This is a genomic window from Cytobacillus sp. FSL M8-0252 (assembly GCF_038007345.1).
GTDB lineage: Bacteria > Bacillota > Bacilli > Bacillales > Cytobacillaceae > Cytobacillus > Cytobacillus kochii.
This window is the reverse complement of the sequence record NZ_JBBOWZ010000001.1, coordinates 4,317,457-4,338,086: the sequence shown is the minus strand read 5'-3', so window position 1 is coordinate 4,338,086 and position 20,630 is coordinate 4,317,457. Positions and strand designations below refer to the sequence as shown.

The window sequence follows — 20,630 nt, the reverse complement described above, 5'->3', positions numbered from 1 at the left end:
AGGAAATCATGGCGCGAATTTCCTTAAACTTCTTTCATGCCATAGAAATGTATAAATACTTAAAGAATAACCTCAAAGGGTCCAGTCGACTTTCATTACTTCCACCTGCTATTAGTGTCTTTTCTGTCATTCTTTTTATGGTAATATTTGATTGAAAACTTCTCCGCCATTACCGTGAATTTTTATCACTTTAAGTCGATTTGTTTTCTTGATGAAGATAGTTTTATATTGTTTTTCACCATTTTGCTCAATAATAAACACGCGTTTACTTCCAGTATCTGATTCTTTTGTGAAGAGATAATCTTGATCACCGATTAGTTCTATAATTTTGCCGTATTCTGGTAATGAAGACAAATCCTTTTCGTTAGAAATCTTATCATTTGCTATGTTTTGTACAGGGACTGAATGGTTACCTGAGTTTGAGTTTGCCTCTTTTTCATCAGATGATTGAGACACTTCGTGGGTCTTCTCTTTATTCATGTCCGATTCCTCAACGGAATTACTGTTACAAGCAGAGAGGAGCAGTATCCCAGTAATTAGTGCAAGTTGCCATTTATACATGATGCAATTTCATCTCCTGTAAATATAATTTTAATTAACCATAACAAATGCTCCGGTTAAATTCATCCAATAAAAGTCTCAATTCAAAAACAAACGATTGTACTAGATAAGTCCTTTCAAAAAAGAAAGCTCATATTTAATTGCCTCTTTTAAAAAATGATGAGAAATGAGCCATTTGGCCGTTTAATAAACACGATTTTTAACAGAAACTGGGGTTGAAAGGTATTAATATAAATATATTCATAAAGTAATAGAATCTTAATAAAAAGAATCTACAATCAATCATAAAGTGGATTGTAAAGGGTGGGTATTTAATGGACAAAAAATCAATTCTCGTCATTGAAGATGAAGAAAAAATTGCACGGTTATTAGAATTAGAGCTGGAATATGAAGGATATAAAGTGACAAAAGCGCTTGATGGGTTAGAAGGATTCCATACTTATAAAAGCAAAATATGGGATCTCGTATTATTAGATATTATGCTTCCGGGTATTAGCGGAATAGAGTTGTTAAGAAGAATTAGGGCTAATGATAACCATACACCGGTCATTCTTTTAACTGCGAAAAGCTCAGTTGAAGACAAAGTCTCTGGATTAGATTTAGGTGCGAATGATTATATAACAAAGCCTTTTCAAATAGAAGAGTTGCTGGCCAGAGTCCGTGTGGCATTCCGAAATAAAGTCACTGAGGAAGTAGAAAATGAAGAAGATGTGCTTACGATTGCTAATTTAAAAGTGAATGAGAAAACAAGAGAAGTTTTTCGTGGGGATACATCTATTGAATTGACACCGAGGGAGTTTGATTTGCTTGTTTATTTATTGGTAAATAAACGACAAGTACTGAATCGTGATCAAATTGTTGAAGCAGTCTGGGGATATGATTTTATTGGTGATACAAATGTTGTTGATGTTTATATTCGTTATATAAGGAAGAAAATTGACGTTGAAAATCTCCCTGCGCTTATCCATACGGTACGAGGTGTAGGTTATGTAATAAGGGAGATGAAATGAAGTTAAAAAACAAAATCAATCTATATACTTCTATCTTGTTCATCATATTACTAATCGTCATGAATATCTCTATTTATTTGCTGTTTAGCAATATGATGATGAATAGTGAACTTGACCGTGGGAAACTGGAATTGGAAAGAAATGCTGCTGAAATCGATCAGTCACTTGCCACGGTACCAATGGACACGTTACTTCGGGCTTATATTCCTATCGACGGTATGGTTCGTATCGTTTATGAGGATAGCCAAAAAGCAGCTAGTACATTTGTGGATCCTTCTTTTAATAAAGAGGCTCATAACATAGAGAAATCATTTAGTTCCTCATTAAATGTCGAGATTAAAGAGGGTGAAACCTCATATACTTTTGGTTCGATTCCGATTATTTTGAGCAATGGTGAAATAGCTAACCTGCAAATCGCCAAAAGCATTGTAAGAACGACAGAAAATTTAAAAGTATTACGGTTGGTTTTAATCATTGTAACCTTAGTTGCAATGATTCCAGTTATTATTTCTAGTAGGTTATTAGGCAACCTTATTATTGCGCCGATTACTTCAATGATTAAGACGATGAGTGAAATTAGAGAAAGTGGGAAATTTAAACGGCTGCCATTAAATAAAGATTCCAATGACGAATTGCATGAAATGGGTACGACTTTTAATCATATGATTGATTTACTCGAAGTCAACTTTGATAAGCAAAAACAATTTGCTTCAAGTGCTTCCCATGAACTAAAAACACCACTAACTGTAATTGAAAGCTATACCAGTCTTTTAAAAAGACGAGGATTGCATGATGAGGAACTTTTTAAAGAATCAATTGAAGCGATACATTCTGAAGCCATTAGAATGAAAAATTTGACAGAACAACTATTACTCCTAGCACAACATAATCAACAATGGAATATAGAAACAACCAAAATTAGCCTAAGCGACTTTTTGGTAGATTCAGCAAAAGCTTTCCAGAACGGCTACAATCGAAGGATTATTTTTGAAAGTGAAATTGATGGCAATGCGTCCATTTACTCAGATGAACAAAAGTTAAAGCAATTACTTTTTATATTCCTTGATAACGCAAGAAAGTATAGTAATGATGAAATTACAATCACTTTGAGTGAGAATAGTAACGAAGAAATACTTATTCATGTTTCTGACCGTGGAATAGGTATAGATGAGAATGAGCTTCCCAAAATATTTGAACGTTTTTACCGTATTGATAAAGCAAGGTCCAGAAAAACAGGAGGAGTCGGACTTGGACTTTCTTTAGCGAAGGAAATTGCCGACGCTTTAGCCATTGAGATAAAATTACAAAGTGTTGAAAATCTAGGAACAACGGTTACTATGGTGTTTAATAACGAACATAGGAAAACAAAAATTAATTAATCGATCAGTGCTTTCTCATTTTCTTTTAATTTTTTTATTAGATAATAAAGGAAAGGGATATAGAATGGAGGATAATAATGAGAAGAAAAGGGTTATGGATTACTCTTGGGTTAGTTGTCATCGCAACCTTTATTATTATTGTTACATGGCAAGGAGTAACTACTTCTGCGAAAACAATTACTAAAGATGACGCCCTTTCCTTAATTGAGGAAAGGTATAAAGGCAGCAAAGTAACAAATATCGAATTACAACAAAGTGCTTATCACATAAAAATGACGAGAGAAAGCGGAATATATGAAGTTTCTTTAAATGCAGAAAATGGAGATATAATATCTTTAAAGAAACTCGGAGATAACTCAAGTGGCGGTGATGATCGTAATAAAACGATAAAGAATGAAAAGGAAATAGAAAGTATCTTATTACTGTCAAGCGATGATATTTTATCTATTAGTAAAAAAACCGAAAATCAGAAAGATGTTTATGTAGCTAAAGTTCTGGAGAATAAAGAGGAGTATATTGTTAAAGTAGATGCAGTAACAGGTTCAATTGTTTCAAAAGATAAAGCTGAAAAACCTAAAGAAGAAAACCCGGAAGAAGGCAAACAAAAAGAAGAAGATCGTCCAGTGGCTATTTCTAAAGATGAAGCAATTAAAATCGCGTTGGAACATGTAAAAGGGGCAGTCGATGATGATATCGAAATTGAAAATATTGGAGGCCAAACTTATTATCTCATTGAAATTGAAACAGATGATGATAATGAGGCAACCGTACAAGTTCATACTTTAACAGGGAAAGCTACTATTTCATTTGATGATTAATCTTACTTTTTAGCAAATTCTAATGTTACTCACCTCATTCCTTAATCTTACGCGATTATATTATAAGTAATCAGAAGATTAAAGGAGGATATTAATCATGAAAAATAAAATTTTTGTTGGTTTAATCATAACTGGTGTAATTATGGGTGGAGCGGTTGCTGTTGGGGCTACAAATAATGATGAAACAAATGCTACTTCTATCAATACAGAATTAGATGAAAAAGTATCTCAGGCCGGAGAGGCGGATGTCATTGCCATCAGTAAACAAGATGATGGGGAGAATCAATCTGACGATAGGGGATACGATGACGATAACGATGATGTACAGGACGTAAAAGTAGATGCCTCTTCAGGTGATTCTATCCAAAGGGATCAAGATAATGAAGATGATGATATCGAAAGAGATAGAGACGACGCTAACGATGATGATAAGCAATTAATCAAGCAACGGATCATACAAGAAAAAGATGCGATAGCAATTGCAGAAAAGGCTTCTAACGGTAAAGTGAATGAAATTGAACTGGATGAAGAAGATGGTCTCATTGTTTATGAAATTGAAGCTGATTCCAAAAAAGGCGAAGTGGAAATAGAGATGAATGCAAAAACTGGAGAGATAATAAAAAAAGATTTGGATTAATGAGGCCTGGCATGTATTTGGTGAGAACCATTTACATGTCTTTTTTATTTCGGTTGATTATTTGGGTTCATTCTTATTGATTTCTAATCTAACTATCATGGTTCTTACATAGAGTTCTCATCTTCAAAAACTAGTATAGAAGATAACAAGGAAAGTGAAAAAGCTTAGAAGTGACGGATTTAAATGGAAATGGCTCATTTTCCTAAAAAAAAATGACTTGGAGGCAGTAAAATGAAAATAGTGATTATCCCATCTGGTTTTAAGGAGTGTTTGGAAGCTGAGGAAGTAGCGAGTGCGATTGATAAAGGGATCAGGCGTTTTGATTCCGCTGTGGATACACATGTTATTCCCATGGTTGATGGTGGAGAAGGTTTTGTCAAAACAATTATTAAAATTAAGAAAGGTGAACTTAAATTTATTGACGCCACAAATCCTGTAGGTGAAAAAGTACAGACATACTTTGGGTTGTATGAGGAAAACAACGTAAAAACAGCCGTAATTGAAATGGCCGCTATTGCTGGGCTTAGAATGGTTCCTCTTCACAAACGTAACCCTTTAAATACTCATACTTATGGTGTAGGAGAATTAATTTTAGCTGCCTTAGATTCAGGAGCGACTCATATTTTATTTGGCTGTGGTGATTCGGGTACATCCGATGGTGGAGCGGGTATGGCACAAGCGTTGGGCGCTAAATTTTATTCTCAAAATCATCAACCAATAGAAATAACGGGAGGGGGCTGCTTAAGTGATATTGCATATATGGATTTAACCAATATAGACCCAAGATTATCTCAAGTGCAAATGCATGTCGCGTGTAATTGGCATAATGTACTTTGTGGTCCAAAGGGGGTGGCGCACGTATTTGCACCCCAAAAAGGAGCTTCCTTACTAGAGGTAGAGATATTGGCTAATGGTTTATCGCACTTTGCTAATTTAATAGAGAAGGCTACGGGGCATGATGTGAAAACGCTACCAGGTAGTGGCGCATCTGGGGGGTTAGGGGCAGGTTTAGTGGCATTTGCAGGTGCAAAACTATTTCCGCGTTATGAAATTATTATGAAATATATTCAAATTGAAGAACATCTAGAAGGTGCTGACCTTGTATTAACAGCGGAAGGGTGTATAGATAGACAGACTCCAAACGGGAAGATTCCTGCGGAAGTTGCTAGATTAGCAAAACAATTGGGCATACCGGTGATTGCAATTACTGGGTCCATTGGAAAGGATGCATGGGTAAACTATACAAGTGGGATTGATGCTTATATGAGCATTATTCAGAAGCCAACTTCATTAGAAAAGGCGATGGAAGACGCAGCAAATTTAATTGCTGATTGTGCAGAGGCAGCTGTACGTCAAATTCAGGTTGGCTATCGTATTGCTGAAAGGAAATTGGGCAAAGGTATCATATGAAATCTAATCGTTTACTAGAAAACAAGCAACAATCTACTAAAACATACTTAACTAAGCTGCCAAATGTAACACAAATCATCGTCATTCTTCTCTCATTTGTGTGTTCATTTATTGTTTTTACAGACAATATAGCTTATGATGCAAAGGTTTCTATGATTGTTTTCATTATTACACTAGCTTTATGGGTATGTACAAAACTTCCTGCCGCTTATGTGGCTTTAGGTGCATTACTATTACTCATTTTATTAAATGGGGCAAATACAGATGTGCTCTATTCGTCCTTTTCTTCGGAGATCATTTGGTTGATGATTGGTGCTTTTATTATTGGAGAAGCATTTAGTTCTTCTGGTCTATCTCTTCGAATGACACGAGTGATTATTCATAAAGCTAAAAACACAAACCAACTATTATTGTATTTGATGTTGTCTCTGTTTCCATTGGCTATCTTTATTCCTTCCACTTCCGGCAGGGCGGTACTCATGTTGCCAATTGTAAGAGAAATAGCGAATCTTGTTAAGAATAAGCAACAAAGAGAAATCATTGCATTGTTCGTACCAGTCATTATTTTAATGACAACCTCTTCAACTTTATTAGGAGCGGGTTCACATTTAATCGGGATTGAAATATTAGAGAAGACCACAGGAGATAGTATCTCTTATATAAATTGGTTGATATGGGGGCTCCCTTTTACCTTGATCATCAGTTTCATCACATATTTTGTTTTTAAATTATTTTTTTCAAAGGAATTAACTGCAGCCCCATTTGACGCGAACAATATCAACAATATATATGAAGTAAAGCCTGTTTCCAAAAAGGAGAAGCAAACCCTTATTCTTTTAACTGTCTTGATTTTGTTGTGGCTAACAGAAGCACTTCATGGATATGAAATAGGTTTGATTACAATTGTAGGTGCCTTTATTTTTATGCTGCCTAAGTATGGCGTCATTACCTGGAAGAAGGGTTTACAGGCTGTATCGTGGAATTTGATTTTATTTGTCGCTGCTGCAACAGCATTAGGTAAGAACCTGGTGGAAACAGGTGCGGTAAGCTGGATAGAGCAGGGGGTATTTCAGTTAATAGGAGCTTTTCCCCCTATCCCTGCATGGGGACTTGTGATTCTTATTATCCTCATCGCTATAACCAGTCACATCTACATTACCTCACATACGACAAGGGCGGTAGTAATGGTACCAGGTATATTAATGCTTAGTATGACACTTAATTTAGAGCCATCCTCCATGCTCTTTTTAAGCTTAGTAGGGATGAACTATTGCTTAACTTTCCCGGTCAGTTCGAAGGCATTATTAGTATACTATGAGCATGACACGATGAGTTATCGTGCCAATATTTTATTAAAGTTAAATATGTTCTTAATGCCGATTTATTTTATATTGATGATTTTGTTTTACTTTACTTATTGGAACTGGACAGGGTTATAAGTGTAAAAAAAGGAGCCTTTATTCGGCTCCTTTTGCATTATATTAGTAAAGCTATAATCATTGAGCGTGAGATGTATGTGCAGTTTTAATCACTCTTCTGCTATAAAATATTCTCGTAAATATTCTACCCATAGATGATGACCTTGTTCATTCGGGTAGTAATCTTCCTCCAAGTACTCTCGTATGAATGGATCATTAGTATCTGGCCAAGCTTGCCAATGGTCGAGATATGTTAAATGATTTTCCTCAGCAAAAGCTTTAAGTGCCTTGACTTGCTCGTTATATTTTTGTGGTAAATAAAATGGGTTAGCTGGCTGAAATATGACAGTGGTTGCAGGGTTCACTTTTTCTAAAGCTTCTAGCCACTTCTCAATGTGATGTATCGGTGCTTCTACATCCTCTTACCAATCATTATCCCTCTTTAAGAAGGGTTTTAATAAGACAAGGTCAGGTCCAAATTTGCTTACATCTGCGATATCAAATTCACCTGAAATACCATCAAAAGGAACAATCTCGACTGTTATTGTCTTTTGATAGGCTTGATTTATTTCTTGTTCTAATTGATTTGTCCAACTTTTATCTTCCTCGATATCGTTGATGGTGATCCAAATCAAGGTTTTTATTAAAGTAGTTTAGAGTTCTTTTGCCTACTTGGTATAGTAGAAAGCTTACGTTATTTGATTTGACTATAAATATTTTGAAAAGATGAAAAATTTACTGGAAGAGGTATCTAACATTTCTCTATGTTGACCTGTAACGCAAACAACAGTATCCAAATTTTCTCGTGATTTTAATTCCTTTACAAGGGGATACATTTTAATAGCCTCTCGCCTTGTTCTGAATACAACCATGACTTCCTCCTCAAATAATATAATAAATAACTAAGCCAGCAAAAATATTTGGGCAATAAAAACTTGATAGCTGCTTTTTAGTGATACTTTGTCTATGAATTATTGCATTAGACATTCCCATATCAGCAAATGCTTGTGAAACAACTATAAACAATCATGATCCTACCCATTAAACCTAAAGCTGATGGTCCTAATATCCTACGATTAGTGGAAAATAGGAGTAAATCATGATCCGGAAACCAATAAATTAATTCTTGAATCTTTGGCTCTTGGTAAAAGGATGCGACAAAAGGAGAGATTAAGAACAAGAGGGTTCATTTAAACAGTTTTTTTGGAGATAGAAGATTTAGACGTTAAGCATGTAATTTTTCATAATGTAACACAAGAAATTATATCTAATTTATATTCTTACAGAGGATGGTACTTGTATCAGAGATTATATTCATGTAATGGATTTAGCATCTGCTCACTATTTAGCTTTAGAATATTTAAGAAAAGATAATACAAGTGATATTTTTAATCTAGGTAATGGTAGTGGCTACTCAGTTAAAGAAGTAATTGAGGTAGCAAGAAAGGTCACAAATCATCCGATTCCTGCGGAAGTAAAAGAGAGAAGAGCGGGAGATCCAGCTGTACTAATTGCTTCATCGGCAAAAGCAAGAAAGGTATTAGGATGGAAACCACAATTTAATTCATTAGAAAAAATTATCTCTGATGCATGGAATTGGCATAAGACTCACCCCAATGGTTATTTAAGCAAATAAATATCTATGTAAATAAAAATTACCCGCTAGCCTTAATGGCTCGGCGGGCTTAATTGTGTTGTTTACTGTTTTCTGAAAATGCAATCCTCATTATCACTTCCCTGTGAAAAATGATATTCGCCTCAATGTCTAAATGAACCGTTTAATTTGAATGAATTGCTCTATTAATACACGTTTACATAACTATCGAGTTATTTTGTAATTGGTTTATTATATACAGCAAGCCTTTCCAAACTTAGAAGTAACTATTGTCTTCTCATTACAGTTGGCTACTTACTAACATCTCTGGTATAAAGAAATTTAATATGCCATATTTCTTTCCCCTTGTTTGCAACAATAGCTCCTACAGAACCTTATATCCCTGTGAAATTAAGTTTGGAGTTATATATAAGACTGTATAATTACACCGGTACCTCCACCCCCAACAAAGGAGGATACTGCTGACACCCAAATATATCTCCTTCACCTGGACTACCACTCGGGGCGGTTCTGCTGATTGTAAATTTAATGGCGTAGGCAGGGTCAAACTCTACTAAATCAGTGATGCGATCTTTGTTGATATGGAAGAGTGCGGCAATGCTTTCTTTGTTTATGACACCGCTTTTTTTGACTAAATCATAGTTTTCTTGTTCTCGAAAAATAATGTCAAATGTGATGCGATCGGTTCCTGCGTTTTTACTTCGAATGGTCTTGGCTAATTCAGCTAAGGGTTTTGTGTTCATGTTATACTCACTCCTCCTCATTACACTTTAATGGTTTCTTGGATTGTTTCAATGTTTAGTTCGAAAAGGGACATAGGGTCTTTAACTGGTAACGTATGATTAATGGTCCATGAATAAGAAGCGGTGGAAGGAAGGACCTCGTCTACAATAAATGCAGCTGTACCAGCCGTTCCCTTTACTTCTGGTAAGCGTGCGTAGAAGATTTGTCTTGTGCCCATGAGTGTGATCGCTTCGGCTAGTTCTTTTGTGTCTGCGATCCCTTCGACTACAATGCCGAGTTCATGTGATTGAATATCTCGAATAGGTTCCATTTCACCCATCACCCCATTTTTGCCGAATATACGGTAGTTCAGATGATAGTTTGTAGTTGGGAATTCTTCTTTTACTTGTTCTTTGCTTAACTGTATGACTTTATCAATATGTTGAATGGTATAGGGATCACGAACTCCTGCTATGCCAATATATTTTTCACCGACTTTACCAGAGCCTTCTATTTTTATTTTTGTGTCTCCCTGAATAGGTATATATTTTTGTCCTGTAATTCTTGTTGTCTTTTCATCATATTGTTCGTACTTGCAATGGGTCATGTCAAGCATACCCCCGGCAAAGTATTCAAAATAAGGATTGGACCTCTCATACATTGCATGGCCCGCAACGCTAGCAATGGTACATTTTTGATGCGGTGCCATTGCAGTGACCTTTACATCATTATGTGTAATCGTACCAATTACACTTTCTTTAGCCCCGTAAGGTTCTGCACAAAATGATGCACATTCGAGAACTTTACCTAAATAATAGGCATGTTCCTCTGGGAATCCTTCAAAAATAGCTGGCGCTGCGAAAACAGCGCAATCGCTTGAGCGACCACCAATAATAACATCTGCCCCCATTTCTAAAGCCTTTACATAAGGGTGGATGCCTGCTACCGCTACCGCCCTAGTTGTCTTTTCAACATCTACTTTTGTTAAATCCTCTCGATTATCTAAACCTTCAATTCTAGTACCTTCTTTGATTCTGTCAGCTAAATATACTGTGTCTACATCAGAGTAGAAGTAGGCAATCTTGAAAGGTGGAAGTTGATGTTCCTTAGCTAAATCCTTTATGATCTCTACATATAAATCTACTCTGCTTTTCGTACCGCAATCACCCGCAGAACCGACAATCATTGGTACATTTTGTTCACGTGAGGCGAGCAACATTAGTTCAAGATCATGCTTTTGCCATTGGTACATACTTACTGACCGGTCTGCACCTAAAGCTGCAGCTCCAATATCGTCGCTTCCTGAATCGCAACAATAATAATCAGGTTTTGTAGCAGCTGCAATATGAAAGCTCTCCTCTTTTGTTGGGGCAAATCCTAAATGTCCATTTGGACTAACAATTCTTAATTGTTCTTTTGTCATAAAAATTCCTCCTTGAGCAAAATTGTTATAACCACTTAATACAATATAATACACTGATAAAATTATTTGTCAATTCAGAATATAATCAACAAATAAAAAAAGCCAACAAAAAAGTTGGCTAGGGAGGTTTCACAGTTTTCTTTTTATAAAAAAGCGATATTGGTCACCGCGATAGTAGGCTTCCCTATATTCTAAAGGATAAGCATCTTTATACATGATAGAAGTTACTTGGAAAATGGGCCAACCTTCTTCAATTTGCATTGTAGTTGCAAGTTCCTTATTTGCTGTATGAGCTTCAAATGTTTGTTCTAAGTGAGTCGGCTGATATGTATTTGTTAACTGATAGAGATCCAATGTTGAAAAAGGTTTACCTTGTGTTTCCATTGCTTGTGCATTTGGCATGATGGTTTGACCGACAGGTATAGAAAAATAACTATTATAATAGACCATTGGTTGCTCATCACCGTATCCGATGAGTTGAAGATTACTTACATAATCGGTCGGTTGAAGATTAAGTATTTTAGCCATTTGGACAGAACTGAGTACTTGTTTGTTTGCTAATATTTTGGTTGAAGCAATAACCCCTTGTTGCTCTAACATTTGTTGAAAACTATTGATTTGCTCTAAAGGTTGTTGTAACTTGGTTTTTCGTGAAATAAAAGTGCCCACTCCATGTGTTCTATAAAGAATACCTTGGTCTTCCAATTGTTTAATAGCTTGACGAATGGTAATGCGGCTTACAGCAAAAAGTTCGCAAAGTTCCCTTTCGGAAGGGAGTTTTTTACCGGCCTGCCAAGTTTCTTCATTTACTTTTTCCTGAATAAGCTGTGCAACTTGTTCGTAGAGTGGTGTAGAACTATGACGATTAAGCATTTTTAACACCTTCCTGATCCAACTTAGTTTATGTGATTATAACATCTAAAGGGAAATAACTACCATATTTTAATAAGATTTAGAAACTTCTGAATACTTGTTGAAAAATTGAAAATACCTGCTATAATATCAAATAAATTGATATAACCACTTATGACAAATTGGGGAGAGAGGGATGTTAATGCCTGCTGCTTTATGGATACTATTAGCATTATTAGTCTTTGTAGCTGTATTTTTCGTTGTTTTCAAGCGACCTATGTATGAAATAATGGCTCTTACCTTTGTTTTTATCATTGCGATTACAGGACAGTGGAATAAGTTTTTAGAGTATTTATTGTACCCTTCCACAAGTAGTTTATTTTATGTGATTTTTGCCTTTATGGTTATTGCTGTACTTTTCGATGCAACAAATGTTGTTAATAGAATTGTGCAGATTATGATTTCCTTAGTTGGGAGATTTAGAGGAGGAGCAGGCTATGTTGCCTTATTAGGGAGTACATTTATGGCATCATTGTCGGGGACAGGTCCAGGTAATGTTGCAACAACCGGTGTGTTTACGATTCCAATGATGAAAAGGACAGGGTTTCCTCCGCATTTTGCAGCAACAACAGAGATGTCAGCAAGTATGTTAGGTAATATTATCCCTCCAGCTGGAATTATTGTATTGACATATGGTGTGCTTGAAAAAGTTTCGCCTGGTAGTATCACATTAAGTGGATGGATGGTGGCAGCATATAGTATTGGTGTTTGGTTCTTCGTCCAAAGATGGTTAACGTTGTATGTGCTTTGTCGCGTTTATAAAGTACAGCCGATTCCTGCTACAGAAATTCCTTCATTCAGTAAAAGTTTAAAGTCAGGTTGGGCTACTTTATTTATTCCAATCATCATATTCCTCCCCCTTTTCTTAGATGCACAGGCAAAAGATTGGTTATTAGGTAGAATTGGGGAAAGTGGTAGTGGGGCCTATTCTAGTTCCGTATTAATGTTTACCCCTGGTTTAGCTGGAGCTTATGCTGTTTTTATCGGTAGAAAGTCGTTTGCTAAAAGAAAAGAATTTCTATCAAAAATGTTTTCAACTTTTTCAGGCTCACTTCAACAAGTAGTACCTATTGCGGTTACCATTTATTTTGCTTATGCTACTTCACAGGCTTTCTCTGGAATTGGTGCAGAAAAAGCAATTGAAGAATGGTTTGTCTCATTAGGTTTAAACATTACGCTCCTTATTATTATTATTCCAATATTCTTTATGGTTCTTGGAATGGTGTTACCTGGAACTGCGCAAGTAGCTATTCTTGGTGGTGCCGTAATTGCAGCCGCCAGTGCACTTGGAGGCGACCCTATTCTATTTGCAGCATTATTACCAGCTATGACAGGTGCGCTTGAGGGAATGACTCCTCCACTCGCATTAGGCATGTATGTGGCGATGGGGATAGCAAACTCTGATTTTACAAAAACGGTCAAACTCTCAGTAATATGGGTTATTCTTCATTTAATATTGTGTATGATCTTACTAACTGGCATACTACCAATCTTAGGGTTATAGGGGTGTTGATATGAGTCTATTTAAAAAGATATATGGAATGATTGCATTGATTACATTAACTTTGGGGTTCATTGTGGCAATCCTTTTTCTAATAGCTATTGTTATGGGTGGGAATCAGGGAGAATTAATAGCCAGTTTTGCTGGTGAAGTTATGAATTGGTGCATTAAGTTAGCGGCGATTGCAGTATTGTTCGGCATTATTGATATATATATACGAAAAGAACACTCATTAACGATGAAGAGTGAGGGGAAGAAGGAGGAGGAAAAGTTATATATGTAAGGTTTGATATGAAGCCTATAAGCAGAGCCAACAAACCATATGAGATTTTGTCTTTCTTACCTTGATAGTATAGTAGGAAAGGAACGTTCAATAATATTTTACAAGAGGCTGCCAACCAGCAGCCTCTTTCATTTTATTCTCCGCAACTGGTATTGTGATGTTTAGATGTTTACCGTAATTCTCTTTACAACTATCACTTTTTTTATTGCTGAAGCTGCGCTTAGTTGTATAAGTGATTAGTTATATAAAATGGGAGCTGTATTTGACAAATTTTTTCCTTATTTCCCGAGAAATGATTAATGATGTCGTAATTTGTTTAGAAGTTATTGTCTATTTAGAACATAATATGAGAAATAGTACTTGAAAAGAAGTCATATTGATAGTCCAAAAAATTCTTTAAAGCCAGATTTTCCCTCGCTAGTTATAACAATTTCCCTCGAGTTTTCTCTAGATTCTAACCACCCCAATTCGATATATCTTTCAAATAGACCATTCCCTAAAGCGCCGCCTAAATGGTGTGTACGTTCACTCCAGTCCAGACAAGCATGGCAGAAGGAGCGGCGTTTTCTAGATAGAGCAATTAAATCTATTCCTAATTCTTTGAAAAAGTGCTCGCCTTTTGTTGTTATGATGAACCTCTTATTGGATTTCTCAATATATCCTTCTTCTTGCATGATATTGGTTAAATTCACACTCAGACGTCCGGCTAAATGGTCGTAACAAGTTCGGGCGTTTTCTAATCTTTTTAGTTGGCTTGATTGTTTTAAAGAGCGAACTTCAGGTGGAGGGGAGATGGACATAAATATTTCTAGTATGTTGGCCACTTCCTCGTTTGCTAAGCGGAAATAGCGAAATCGGCCATTTTTTTCACTGATTACGAGATTGTTTTCTACTAGTTTGGCAAGATGAAAGCTGGCTGTCTGGGGTTTAATGGTGGCCATATAAGCTAGTTCGCTTGCTGTATGGAATTTTCCATCCATTAAAGCTGCCAGTATAGTGGCTCTAGATTTTTCAGCAAGTAGCGCTGTTAGTGCCGTAAGATTCGGATGTATACTCATTTTTTTACACCTCTGTAATCCATACTTCGATAATTATCGTATGATATAGGTTTTATAATAATACGAAGAAAACCTATTTACAAGGTAGGTGGGAGTATTTATTGGGAGGATAGTATACATGAAGAAATTCAACTTTTTTACTTTAATTATGTTGACTACAGCACTAATGGGTTCGTCTTTTGCGATAGGGAAAATAGGGCTAGGTTACTCATCCCCTTTGTTATTGGCAGGTTTACGTTTTTTTCTAGCTGGTTTAATCATGATGGTGATTGTGTTGATACAGAAGAGGGAGCACCCTAGTAGCATGAAAAATTGGGGGAGAGTGCTATTAATAGGTTCTTTTCAAACAGCTGGGGTGATGGGATGCATATTTATCAGTTTAAGAACGATAACAGCAAGTGAATCTTCTATTTTAACTTTTATGAACCCGCTATTAGTCATCATTTTTGGCACTATTTTATTGGGTCACCGTTATAAATGGTATCAGTGGAGTGGTGTTGTCTTAGGTTTCGTAGGCGTAGGAATTACATTAGGGGGCATTAATGATTTTAGGATTGGTCTAGTGTTTGGCGCTTTTTCTGCTGTTTTTTGGGCTATTTCTACTTTATTAGTTAATCGCTGGAGTGAGCGTTTCGATACATGGGTGCTTTCTGCTTATCAGATGTTGTTTGGTGGCGGCATTCTCTTATTTTTTAGTAGCGTATTTGAAGAACCATTCTTTCATGTGACGAAGCATTCAGTGCTTATTTTGTTATGGCTAAGTATCATGTCCTCTATTGTGCAATTTGCGGTTTGGTATTTCCTTTTACAAAAAGGCAATCCAGGGAGGACGAGTTCCTATTTATTTTTAGCTCCATTCTTTGGTGTTTTGACTGGATACGTCTTGCTTGATGAACCTATTTCTTTTTCACTTTTAGTTGGGGGTTCATTTATTTTATTAGGCATCTATCTGGTAAATAATAGCTTCAAAAAAGAAGTTGTAGGCGAGACTCCTTTCGTACAAAATAAAACAAAAAGTGGATAATAGATAAACAAAGAGGTCGCCATCCTGAGGCGACCTTTATTCACTCATTCTCTGCAACTATACCCTGAAATATCACTACTACCAAATGCACCATACCGGCCAGATGGCCAAAATACGCCTTGTGTTTGCCCGTTTGCGTCGTGCCCTGTAATATGCATTAATAGTATTTGCCCGTCTGTTAATTGGATGATGCTCCATTTGTTTACACAGGCGGAACCTTTGCTTTGTAGAATGTTTTTGGCGGTTTGTGGATTTTTTAGTAGAGAGTGATATTTGTTGACGGTATAGTGTGATGGTGGTGCGGGTAAGGCAGGTGCTGTTGATCCTTCCTCACCAGCGTTTTCACCCGATTGTCCGTTGCCATTTGTCCCACTATTGCCTTCTGATTGCCCGTTTTGTCCGTTTGACTCGTTCGGTTGCGGGATAAGTTCGGTTAGGTCCTCTAAGCTCGGCATACCGCCATTTGATCCAGACCCTCCCTGTCCAGGGAGGATGTCTTGTAAGTTTGGTAAACCTCCACCATTACTGTTGGATCCGTTTTGTCCTGGTAATAATTCTTGTAAGTTTGGCATGCCGCTTCCATTTCCATTTTGTCCTGGTAGGAAATCAGCTGGATTGGGTATACTACCACCATTATTTTGTCCGGGCATAAAGTCCCCTAAGTTTGGCATACCGCCGCCGTTATTTGGTGAGCCTTGGCCAGGCATGAAATCATCTAAGTTTGGTGCACCTCCTGATGGGGGCCCATCTCCTCCTGTAAAGCCGCCAGCGCCAGGAAATCCTCCCGGTAAGCCGCGAACGTTATGGTTATAGCTCTGAGGTTGATAATAAGGTTGTGGCCCGAATGGACCGTAATAATAATACATACTGTGCCTCCTCATGCAAATCTCCGTATAGTGTCTTCATAATTTATGATGAAATCACCCAATTGTGCTTCGCCAAATAAAAAATTTTTTTCTATTATAGTCATACAAATCATATATTTTCCTTGGATGGTATTCTTTTGAGCATTTATTTTATACAAAGGATGCGTTATTCGTGGATAGAAGTTTAAAAACGGGGTGGTAATAGCGAAAACCACTTTATATTCTGAGTAACGGATTCTTCAAAAAGAAAATAAGGTCCCAATAGGAGAGAAAAATGGGAGGCAAGTAAAAAACACGACCAGCCCTTAATGTTAAAGGGATAGTCGCTTTTTGCATCTCATTGACAATAAGGGTGCCACGGCATATATGCACACCAAGGTGGTTTTCCACCAGGTGTTCCGCCGCCTGGATTAGGCATCCCGCCACCGCCGCCAGGTGCACCGCCTCCCGGTTGTCCGGTTGGTCCTCCAGGTGTTCCGCCACCGCCGCCTGCACCACCGGTAACTTCAGGTGGTGGGGTAAATCCTAGTGGTGTTAACCCAGTTAGTTCTGCCTGATTAATCCTCATAAATTCTGGCACATGACTACCAGGGCGATAGACATTTAGCGTCACCACTCCTGTACTAATACCTAATAATTGAGCAACAACCCATCCAAGCCCGGTGATGTGCACTCGAATATATTGATTTTTAAATTGATTAAGATTCTGAATGGCTTCCTCTGGTGACCAAAGAGTGGGTTGTGTTCTATACACATGATAATAATTATATGGATACATACCTAATCTCTCCATTCCATTTTTCTTCAACATAGTGTATGCCTAGATAGCTAGCATGGTGAAGGGAGATTTTGCAAGGTTAAATTATCAGAAAACATTGACAAATAAAACAAGTCAGCTTAAACTTATGATTTATAAAGTTATAATATTATAATCTGAGGAGTATACATATATGGAAATTAATAAAGATTCACATCTCCCATTATATCGCCAAGTGGAGCAGGTGTTGGAGTATAAAATAAGTTCAGGTCAGTGGGATGAAGGTTTTCAATTGCCCACTGAACAGGAGTTGGCTACATTATTTAATATTAGTACGATAACAGTAAAGAGGGCAATTATTGAGCTGGTCAATAAAGGCTTTTTGATGAGACAACGAGGGAAAGGGACATTTGTTTTAGGAAAAAGAAAAGAACAAGATATTAATCAATTAATCTCGTTAACAACTGACCAATCGGAGTCGCACCCCCATGAGTTGTTACACTTTGCTATAGAGATTGCTTCTAGTGAAATGGTTGAGAAGATGAAGTTGAATCATGGCGATCAGGTGGTAAGAATTGAACGTTTAAAGCTTGTTGATGGTGAACCGATATCACTGGAATATACATATTTACCATATGTTCATTGTCATGGAATAACAAGTGAAGATATTAATAATGATTTAATTTACAACATGTTACGCCATAAGTTTCATATCAATTTAGGAAAAGCTAAGCTTTTTATAAAGCCTTATATAGCTACAGGTAAACAAGCAGAGGTATTAGGTATTTCTGAGAATACAGCCGTATTTGAGTGGGAACGATTTACATACTCTAAGGAAAAGGAAATCGTGGAATACTCAATGTTTTATGTGAGACCGGACAAAGAAACTTATTTTACAGAAGTTGATTTTAATTAATGGAGAGAGACGTTTGCTTGTTTCTTCTCCTTTACCCTATTAAAGTTATAATATCATATTATTATATTTTTATTATTAAATTACTGAATATTTAAAATTAAAAATCTATTATAGGTAATTAGGCAATCTAATTATAAATGAAGTCAATCTAATGATGGGGGTATGGAAGTGATGAAGAAATGGATGGTTATCGTAATCGTTGGACTGTTACTTTTGGTTGCAGGATGTGGTGGTTCGACTGAGTCAAGTGGTGAGGAGAAACAACAGACACTTGTATTAGCTGCATATGGTGGTAGCTATGAACAAAAGATGAAGGAAGTGTTGATTCCTAAATTTGAAAAGGAAAATAATGTGAAAGTGACTTACATTACAGGTAGCTCTGTTGATACGCTATCCAAAATTCAGGCACAAAAGGATAATCCACAAATTGATGTTGTTTTTCTTGATGATGGACCACAGGCACAAGCAAAATCATTCGGGTTATTAGCTCCTTTAGATGAAGAGATCGTTACGAATTTAGCTCATTTATATGATATTGCTAAGGACAAAGATAATATTGGGGTTGGATTTGGATTTATTACTACAGGTCTTGCATATAACAAAAAGTATTTTGATGAAAATGGCTGGGAACCCCCAACTTCATGGAATGATTTAGCTGATCCTAAGTATAAAGGCAAGCTAGTATTGCCTTCAATTGCGAATACTTATGGCGTTCACACATTATTAATGGCTTCACTTGCCAATGGCGGAAGTATAGAAGACATGGAGCCAGGTTTTGAGAAGATGAAAGAAATCGCGCAAAACACTATTACTTTTGACAAAACAGCCGATGTTTCTAATTACTTCTTACAAGGGCAAGCGGTAGCAAGTGCCTGGGGGAGTAGTCGTGTCCTAACATTACAAGATTCGGGTTTTCCAATTGAATATGTTACCCCGGAAGAAGGGGCGCCAGCCTTAATGGCAACTGTTAGTGTTGTGAAAGATGCCCCAAATCAAGAGTTAGCACAGAAGTTTGTTAATTTCGTTTTAGATGAGGATGCGCAGCAATTATTTGCAGCTGAGTTATTCGATGGCCCAGCTAATAAAGAAGTTGAGTTAGATGAAGAGGTAGCAAGTAAAGTCGTGTACGGCGAAGAAGAGATTGCTAAGCTCATTAAAGTTGATTGGGAAGTAGTGAATAGTAAGCGTGCTGAATGGACAGAGCGTGCGAATAAAGAAATTGAAGTATCACATTAAGGAGGTGAATCAATTATGGGTTACTTGCGGATAAACAATTTAGTGAAAACATTCAATCGTACAGAAGTAGTGAAGGATCTAACCTTAGAAATTAGTAAGGGGGAGTTAATTTCTTTTCTTGGTCCATCTGGATGTGGGAAAACAACGACATTAAATATGATTGCTGGCTTTCTGGATGTCGATGGAGGACGAATAGAGGTAGATGGACAAGCCGTTCATCTGCTTCCTGCTAACAAAAGAGAAATGGGGATGGTATTTCAAAATTATGCGTTATTCCCACATATGACTGTGTTTGACAATATTGCATATGGGCTCAAATTGAGAAAAGTATCAAAGGTAGAAGCAAAAAAAAGAGTGTTAGAAGCATTAGACATGGTTCGGTTAGCTGGCTATGAGAAAAGGTATCCAAAGGAATTATCAGGTGGGCAACAGCAACGGGTATCATTAGCGCGCGCATTAGTAATCAAGCCAAAAGTTTTGTTGCTTGATGAACCTTTAAGTAATCTGGATGCGAAGCTAAGACAAGAAATGCGTGAAGAGATAGTGGATATTCAAAAGCAAGTAGGTATCACGACTATTTTTGTTACACATGACCAAGAAGAGGCCTTAGCCATATCTGATCGGATTGCCGTGATGTATGAAGGGCGAATTGAACAAGTCGATGATCCAATAACCATCTATAATCAACCTAAAACGGACTTTGTCTCTCAATTTATTGGAGAAGTCAATAAAATACAAGGCGTAGTAGTAGGCGGGGAGAATGGGAATGAAAGTAGAGTTAATTTCTACGGAGATGAACAGTTACTTCCTTTCCAACTCCGAACGAATGAGAAACTTGATTTTTTTGTTCGACCAGAAAAGATTGTCATCACTCAAAAACATGAGGGAGAGGGATTTCAATCGATCGTAATGAAGAAAATGTTCTTAGGTGCTAAAACAAGGTATTTCCTTAAAGTAGAAGATAAAGATTTAATTGCAGACATTCCGAATACAGCTTTAAATCCACACTCAATTATAGAAGGCAGTAAAGTGCAAACCTTCTGGCAAGCAGAGGATATCCTGCCTTCTAGGAATGTGAGGTGA

Annotated in this window: 22 protein-coding genes and 1 pseudogene; 13 read left to right on the top strand and 10 right to left on the bottom strand. The window is 36.9% G+C overall.

From position 1 onward, the window contains the following. Nucleotides 1–135: 135 nt before the first annotated feature. Nucleotides 136–561 carry a hypothetical protein gene (locus MKX83_RS22005; protein WP_224936702.1) on the bottom strand — a complete coding sequence of 142 codons (426 nt, stop codon included), beginning with the start codon at nucleotides 559–561 and terminating at the stop codon, nucleotides 136–138. Between the two features lie 314 nt (nucleotides 562–875). Between MKX83_RS22005 and MKX83_RS22000 the strand changes: the two genes are divergently transcribed. The 6 genes from MKX83_RS22000 to MKX83_RS21975 all read left to right on the top strand — a co-directional run bounded on the left by MKX83_RS22000 (nucleotide 876) and on the right by MKX83_RS21975 (nucleotide 7,254). Beyond that, complete coding sequence (locus MKX83_RS22000; protein ID WP_251162269.1) at nucleotides 876–1,571, top strand: response regulator transcription factor; 696 nt, start codon at nucleotides 876–878, stop codon at nucleotides 1,569–1,571. Beyond that, nucleotides 1,568–2,950: a sensor histidine kinase gene (locus tag MKX83_RS21995; protein ID WP_224936700.1), complete on the top strand. Its 1,383-nt coding sequence runs from the start codon at nucleotides 1,568–1,570 to the stop codon at nucleotides 2,948–2,950. Before MKX83_RS22000 ends, MKX83_RS21995 begins: the two co-directional genes overlap by 4 nt. A gap of 77 nt (nucleotides 2,951–3,027) precedes the next feature. Continuing rightward, nucleotides 3,028–3,768: a PepSY domain-containing protein gene (locus MKX83_RS21990; protein WP_224936699.1), complete on the top strand. Its 741-nt coding sequence runs from the start codon at nucleotides 3,028–3,030 to the stop codon at nucleotides 3,766–3,768. Nucleotides 3,769–3,865: 97 nt separating this feature from the next. Further along, on the top strand, nucleotides 3,866–4,405 hold the full coding sequence (locus MKX83_RS21985; RefSeq protein ID WP_224936698.1) for a PepSY domain-containing protein: 540 nt from the start codon (nucleotides 3,866–3,868) through the stop codon (nucleotides 4,403–4,405). Nucleotides 4,406–4,636: 231 nt separating this feature from the next. After that, nucleotides 4,637–5,815, top strand: coding sequence for a glycerate kinase family protein (locus MKX83_RS21980; protein ID WP_341057994.1), 1,179 nt, complete (start codon nucleotides 4,637–4,639; stop codon nucleotides 5,813–5,815). After that, nucleotides 5,812–7,254 (top strand): SLC13 family permease, encoded by a 1,443-nt coding sequence (locus MKX83_RS21975; protein ID WP_307316261.1) that lies wholly within the window; start codon nucleotides 5,812–5,814, stop codon nucleotides 7,252–7,254. Before MKX83_RS21980 ends, MKX83_RS21975 begins: the two co-directional genes overlap by 4 nt. Before the next feature lie 89 nt (nucleotides 7,255–7,343). On the opposite strand, the gene MKX83_RS21970 is transcribed toward MKX83_RS21975, so the two are convergent. The 3 genes from MKX83_RS21970 to MKX83_RS24705 all read right to left on the bottom strand — a co-directional run bounded on the left by MKX83_RS21970 (nucleotide 7,344) and on the right by MKX83_RS24705 (nucleotide 8,259). Further along, nucleotides 7,344–7,598 (bottom strand): SGNH/GDSL hydrolase family protein, encoded by a 255-nt coding sequence (locus tag MKX83_RS21970; protein ID WP_328198259.1) that lies wholly within the window; start codon nucleotides 7,596–7,598, stop codon nucleotides 7,344–7,346. A 57-nt stretch (nucleotides 7,599–7,655) separates the two neighbouring features. Next, nucleotides 7,656–7,868, bottom strand: a complete 213-nt coding sequence (locus MKX83_RS21965; protein ID WP_307316257.1) for a hypothetical protein — start codon at nucleotides 7,866–7,868, stop codon at nucleotides 7,656–7,658. Between the two features lie 247 nt (nucleotides 7,869–8,115). Next, nucleotides 8,116–8,259 carry an oligosaccharide flippase family protein gene (locus MKX83_RS24705; protein WP_445293172.1) on the bottom strand — a complete coding sequence of 48 codons (144 nt, stop codon included), beginning with the start codon at nucleotides 8,257–8,259 and terminating at the stop codon, nucleotides 8,116–8,118. Nucleotides 8,260–8,515: 256 nt separating this feature from the next. Between MKX83_RS24705 and MKX83_RS21960 the strand changes: the two are divergent. After that, nucleotides 8,516–8,869 (top strand): annotated as a pseudogene (locus MKX83_RS21960) (GDP-mannose 4,6-dehydratase); the annotation flags it as partial. A 401-nt stretch (nucleotides 8,870–9,270) separates the two neighbouring features. On the opposite strand, the gene MKX83_RS21955 reads toward MKX83_RS21960, so the two are convergent. The 3 genes from MKX83_RS21955 to MKX83_RS21945 all read right to left on the bottom strand — a co-directional run bounded on the left by MKX83_RS21955 (nucleotide 9,271) and on the right by MKX83_RS21945 (nucleotide 11,867). Next, a complete protein-coding gene (locus MKX83_RS21955) occupies nucleotides 9,271–9,591 on the bottom strand; it encodes a DUF4387 domain-containing protein (protein ID WP_095371666.1) in 321 nt (106 codons plus the stop codon). A 20-nt stretch (nucleotides 9,592–9,611) separates the two neighbouring features. Continuing rightward, a complete protein-coding gene (locus tag MKX83_RS21950; protein ID WP_095371667.1) occupies nucleotides 9,612–10,994 on the bottom strand; it encodes an acyclic terpene utilization AtuA family protein in 1,383 nt (460 codons plus the stop codon). A 129-nt stretch (nucleotides 10,995–11,123) separates the two neighbouring features. Further along, nucleotides 11,124–11,867: a GntR family transcriptional regulator gene (locus MKX83_RS21945; RefSeq protein ID WP_341057987.1), complete on the bottom strand. Its 744-nt coding sequence runs from the start codon at nucleotides 11,865–11,867 to the stop codon at nucleotides 11,124–11,126. Between the two features lie 181 nt (nucleotides 11,868–12,048). On the opposite strand from MKX83_RS21945, the gene MKX83_RS21940 reads away from it, so the two are divergent. Further along, nucleotides 12,049–13,410, top strand: coding sequence for a TRAP transporter large permease subunit (locus MKX83_RS21940; protein WP_233435189.1), 1,362 nt, complete (start codon nucleotides 12,049–12,051; stop codon nucleotides 13,408–13,410). Between the two features lie 10 nt (nucleotides 13,411–13,420). Then, on the top strand, nucleotides 13,421–13,690 hold the full coding sequence (locus MKX83_RS21935) for a hypothetical protein (protein WP_095371670.1): 270 nt from the start codon (nucleotides 13,421–13,423) through the stop codon (nucleotides 13,688–13,690). 371 nt (nucleotides 13,691–14,061) lie between these two features. Here MKX83_RS21935 and MKX83_RS21930 read toward each other — a convergent pair whose 3' ends face one another. Then, nucleotides 14,062–14,748, bottom strand: coding sequence for an ArsR/SmtB family transcription factor (locus tag MKX83_RS21930; protein ID WP_341057984.1), 687 nt, complete (start codon nucleotides 14,746–14,748; stop codon nucleotides 14,062–14,064). Between the two features lie 118 nt (nucleotides 14,749–14,866). Between MKX83_RS21930 and MKX83_RS21925 the strand changes: the two genes are divergently transcribed. Beyond that, a complete protein-coding gene (locus MKX83_RS21925; protein WP_322909786.1) occupies nucleotides 14,867–15,772 on the top strand; it encodes a DMT family transporter in 906 nt (301 codons plus the stop codon). A gap of 44 nt (nucleotides 15,773–15,816) precedes the next feature. On the opposite strand, the gene MKX83_RS21920 is transcribed toward MKX83_RS21925, so the two are convergent. Both MKX83_RS21920 and MKX83_RS21915 read right to left on the bottom strand, forming a co-directional pair. Beyond that, nucleotides 15,817–16,638 carry a hypothetical protein gene (locus tag MKX83_RS21920; protein ID WP_341057981.1) on the bottom strand — a complete coding sequence of 274 codons (822 nt, stop codon included), beginning with the start codon at nucleotides 16,636–16,638 and terminating at the stop codon, nucleotides 15,817–15,819. A gap of 337 nt (nucleotides 16,639–16,975) precedes the next feature. Continuing rightward, nucleotides 16,976–17,416 (bottom strand): hypothetical protein, encoded by a 441-nt coding sequence (locus MKX83_RS21915; protein ID WP_224936673.1) that lies wholly within the window; start codon nucleotides 17,414–17,416, stop codon nucleotides 16,976–16,978. 172 nt (nucleotides 17,417–17,588) lie between these two features. Between MKX83_RS21915 and MKX83_RS21910 the strand changes: the two genes are divergently transcribed. From MKX83_RS21910 to MKX83_RS21900, 3 genes are all read left to right on the top strand, one after another. Continuing rightward, nucleotides 17,589–18,311, top strand: a complete 723-nt coding sequence (locus MKX83_RS21910; protein ID WP_224936672.1) for a GntR family transcriptional regulator — start codon at nucleotides 17,589–17,591, stop codon at nucleotides 18,309–18,311. A 171-nt stretch (nucleotides 18,312–18,482) separates the two neighbouring features. Then, on the top strand, nucleotides 18,483–19,547 hold the full coding sequence (locus MKX83_RS21905) for an ABC transporter substrate-binding protein (protein WP_251162487.1): 1,065 nt from the start codon (nucleotides 18,483–18,485) through the stop codon (nucleotides 19,545–19,547). Nucleotides 19,548–19,562: 15 nt separating this feature from the next. Beyond that, nucleotides 19,563–20,630: an ABC transporter ATP-binding protein gene (locus tag MKX83_RS21900; protein WP_224936671.1), complete on the top strand. Its 1,068-nt coding sequence runs from the start codon at nucleotides 19,563–19,565 to the stop codon at nucleotides 20,628–20,630.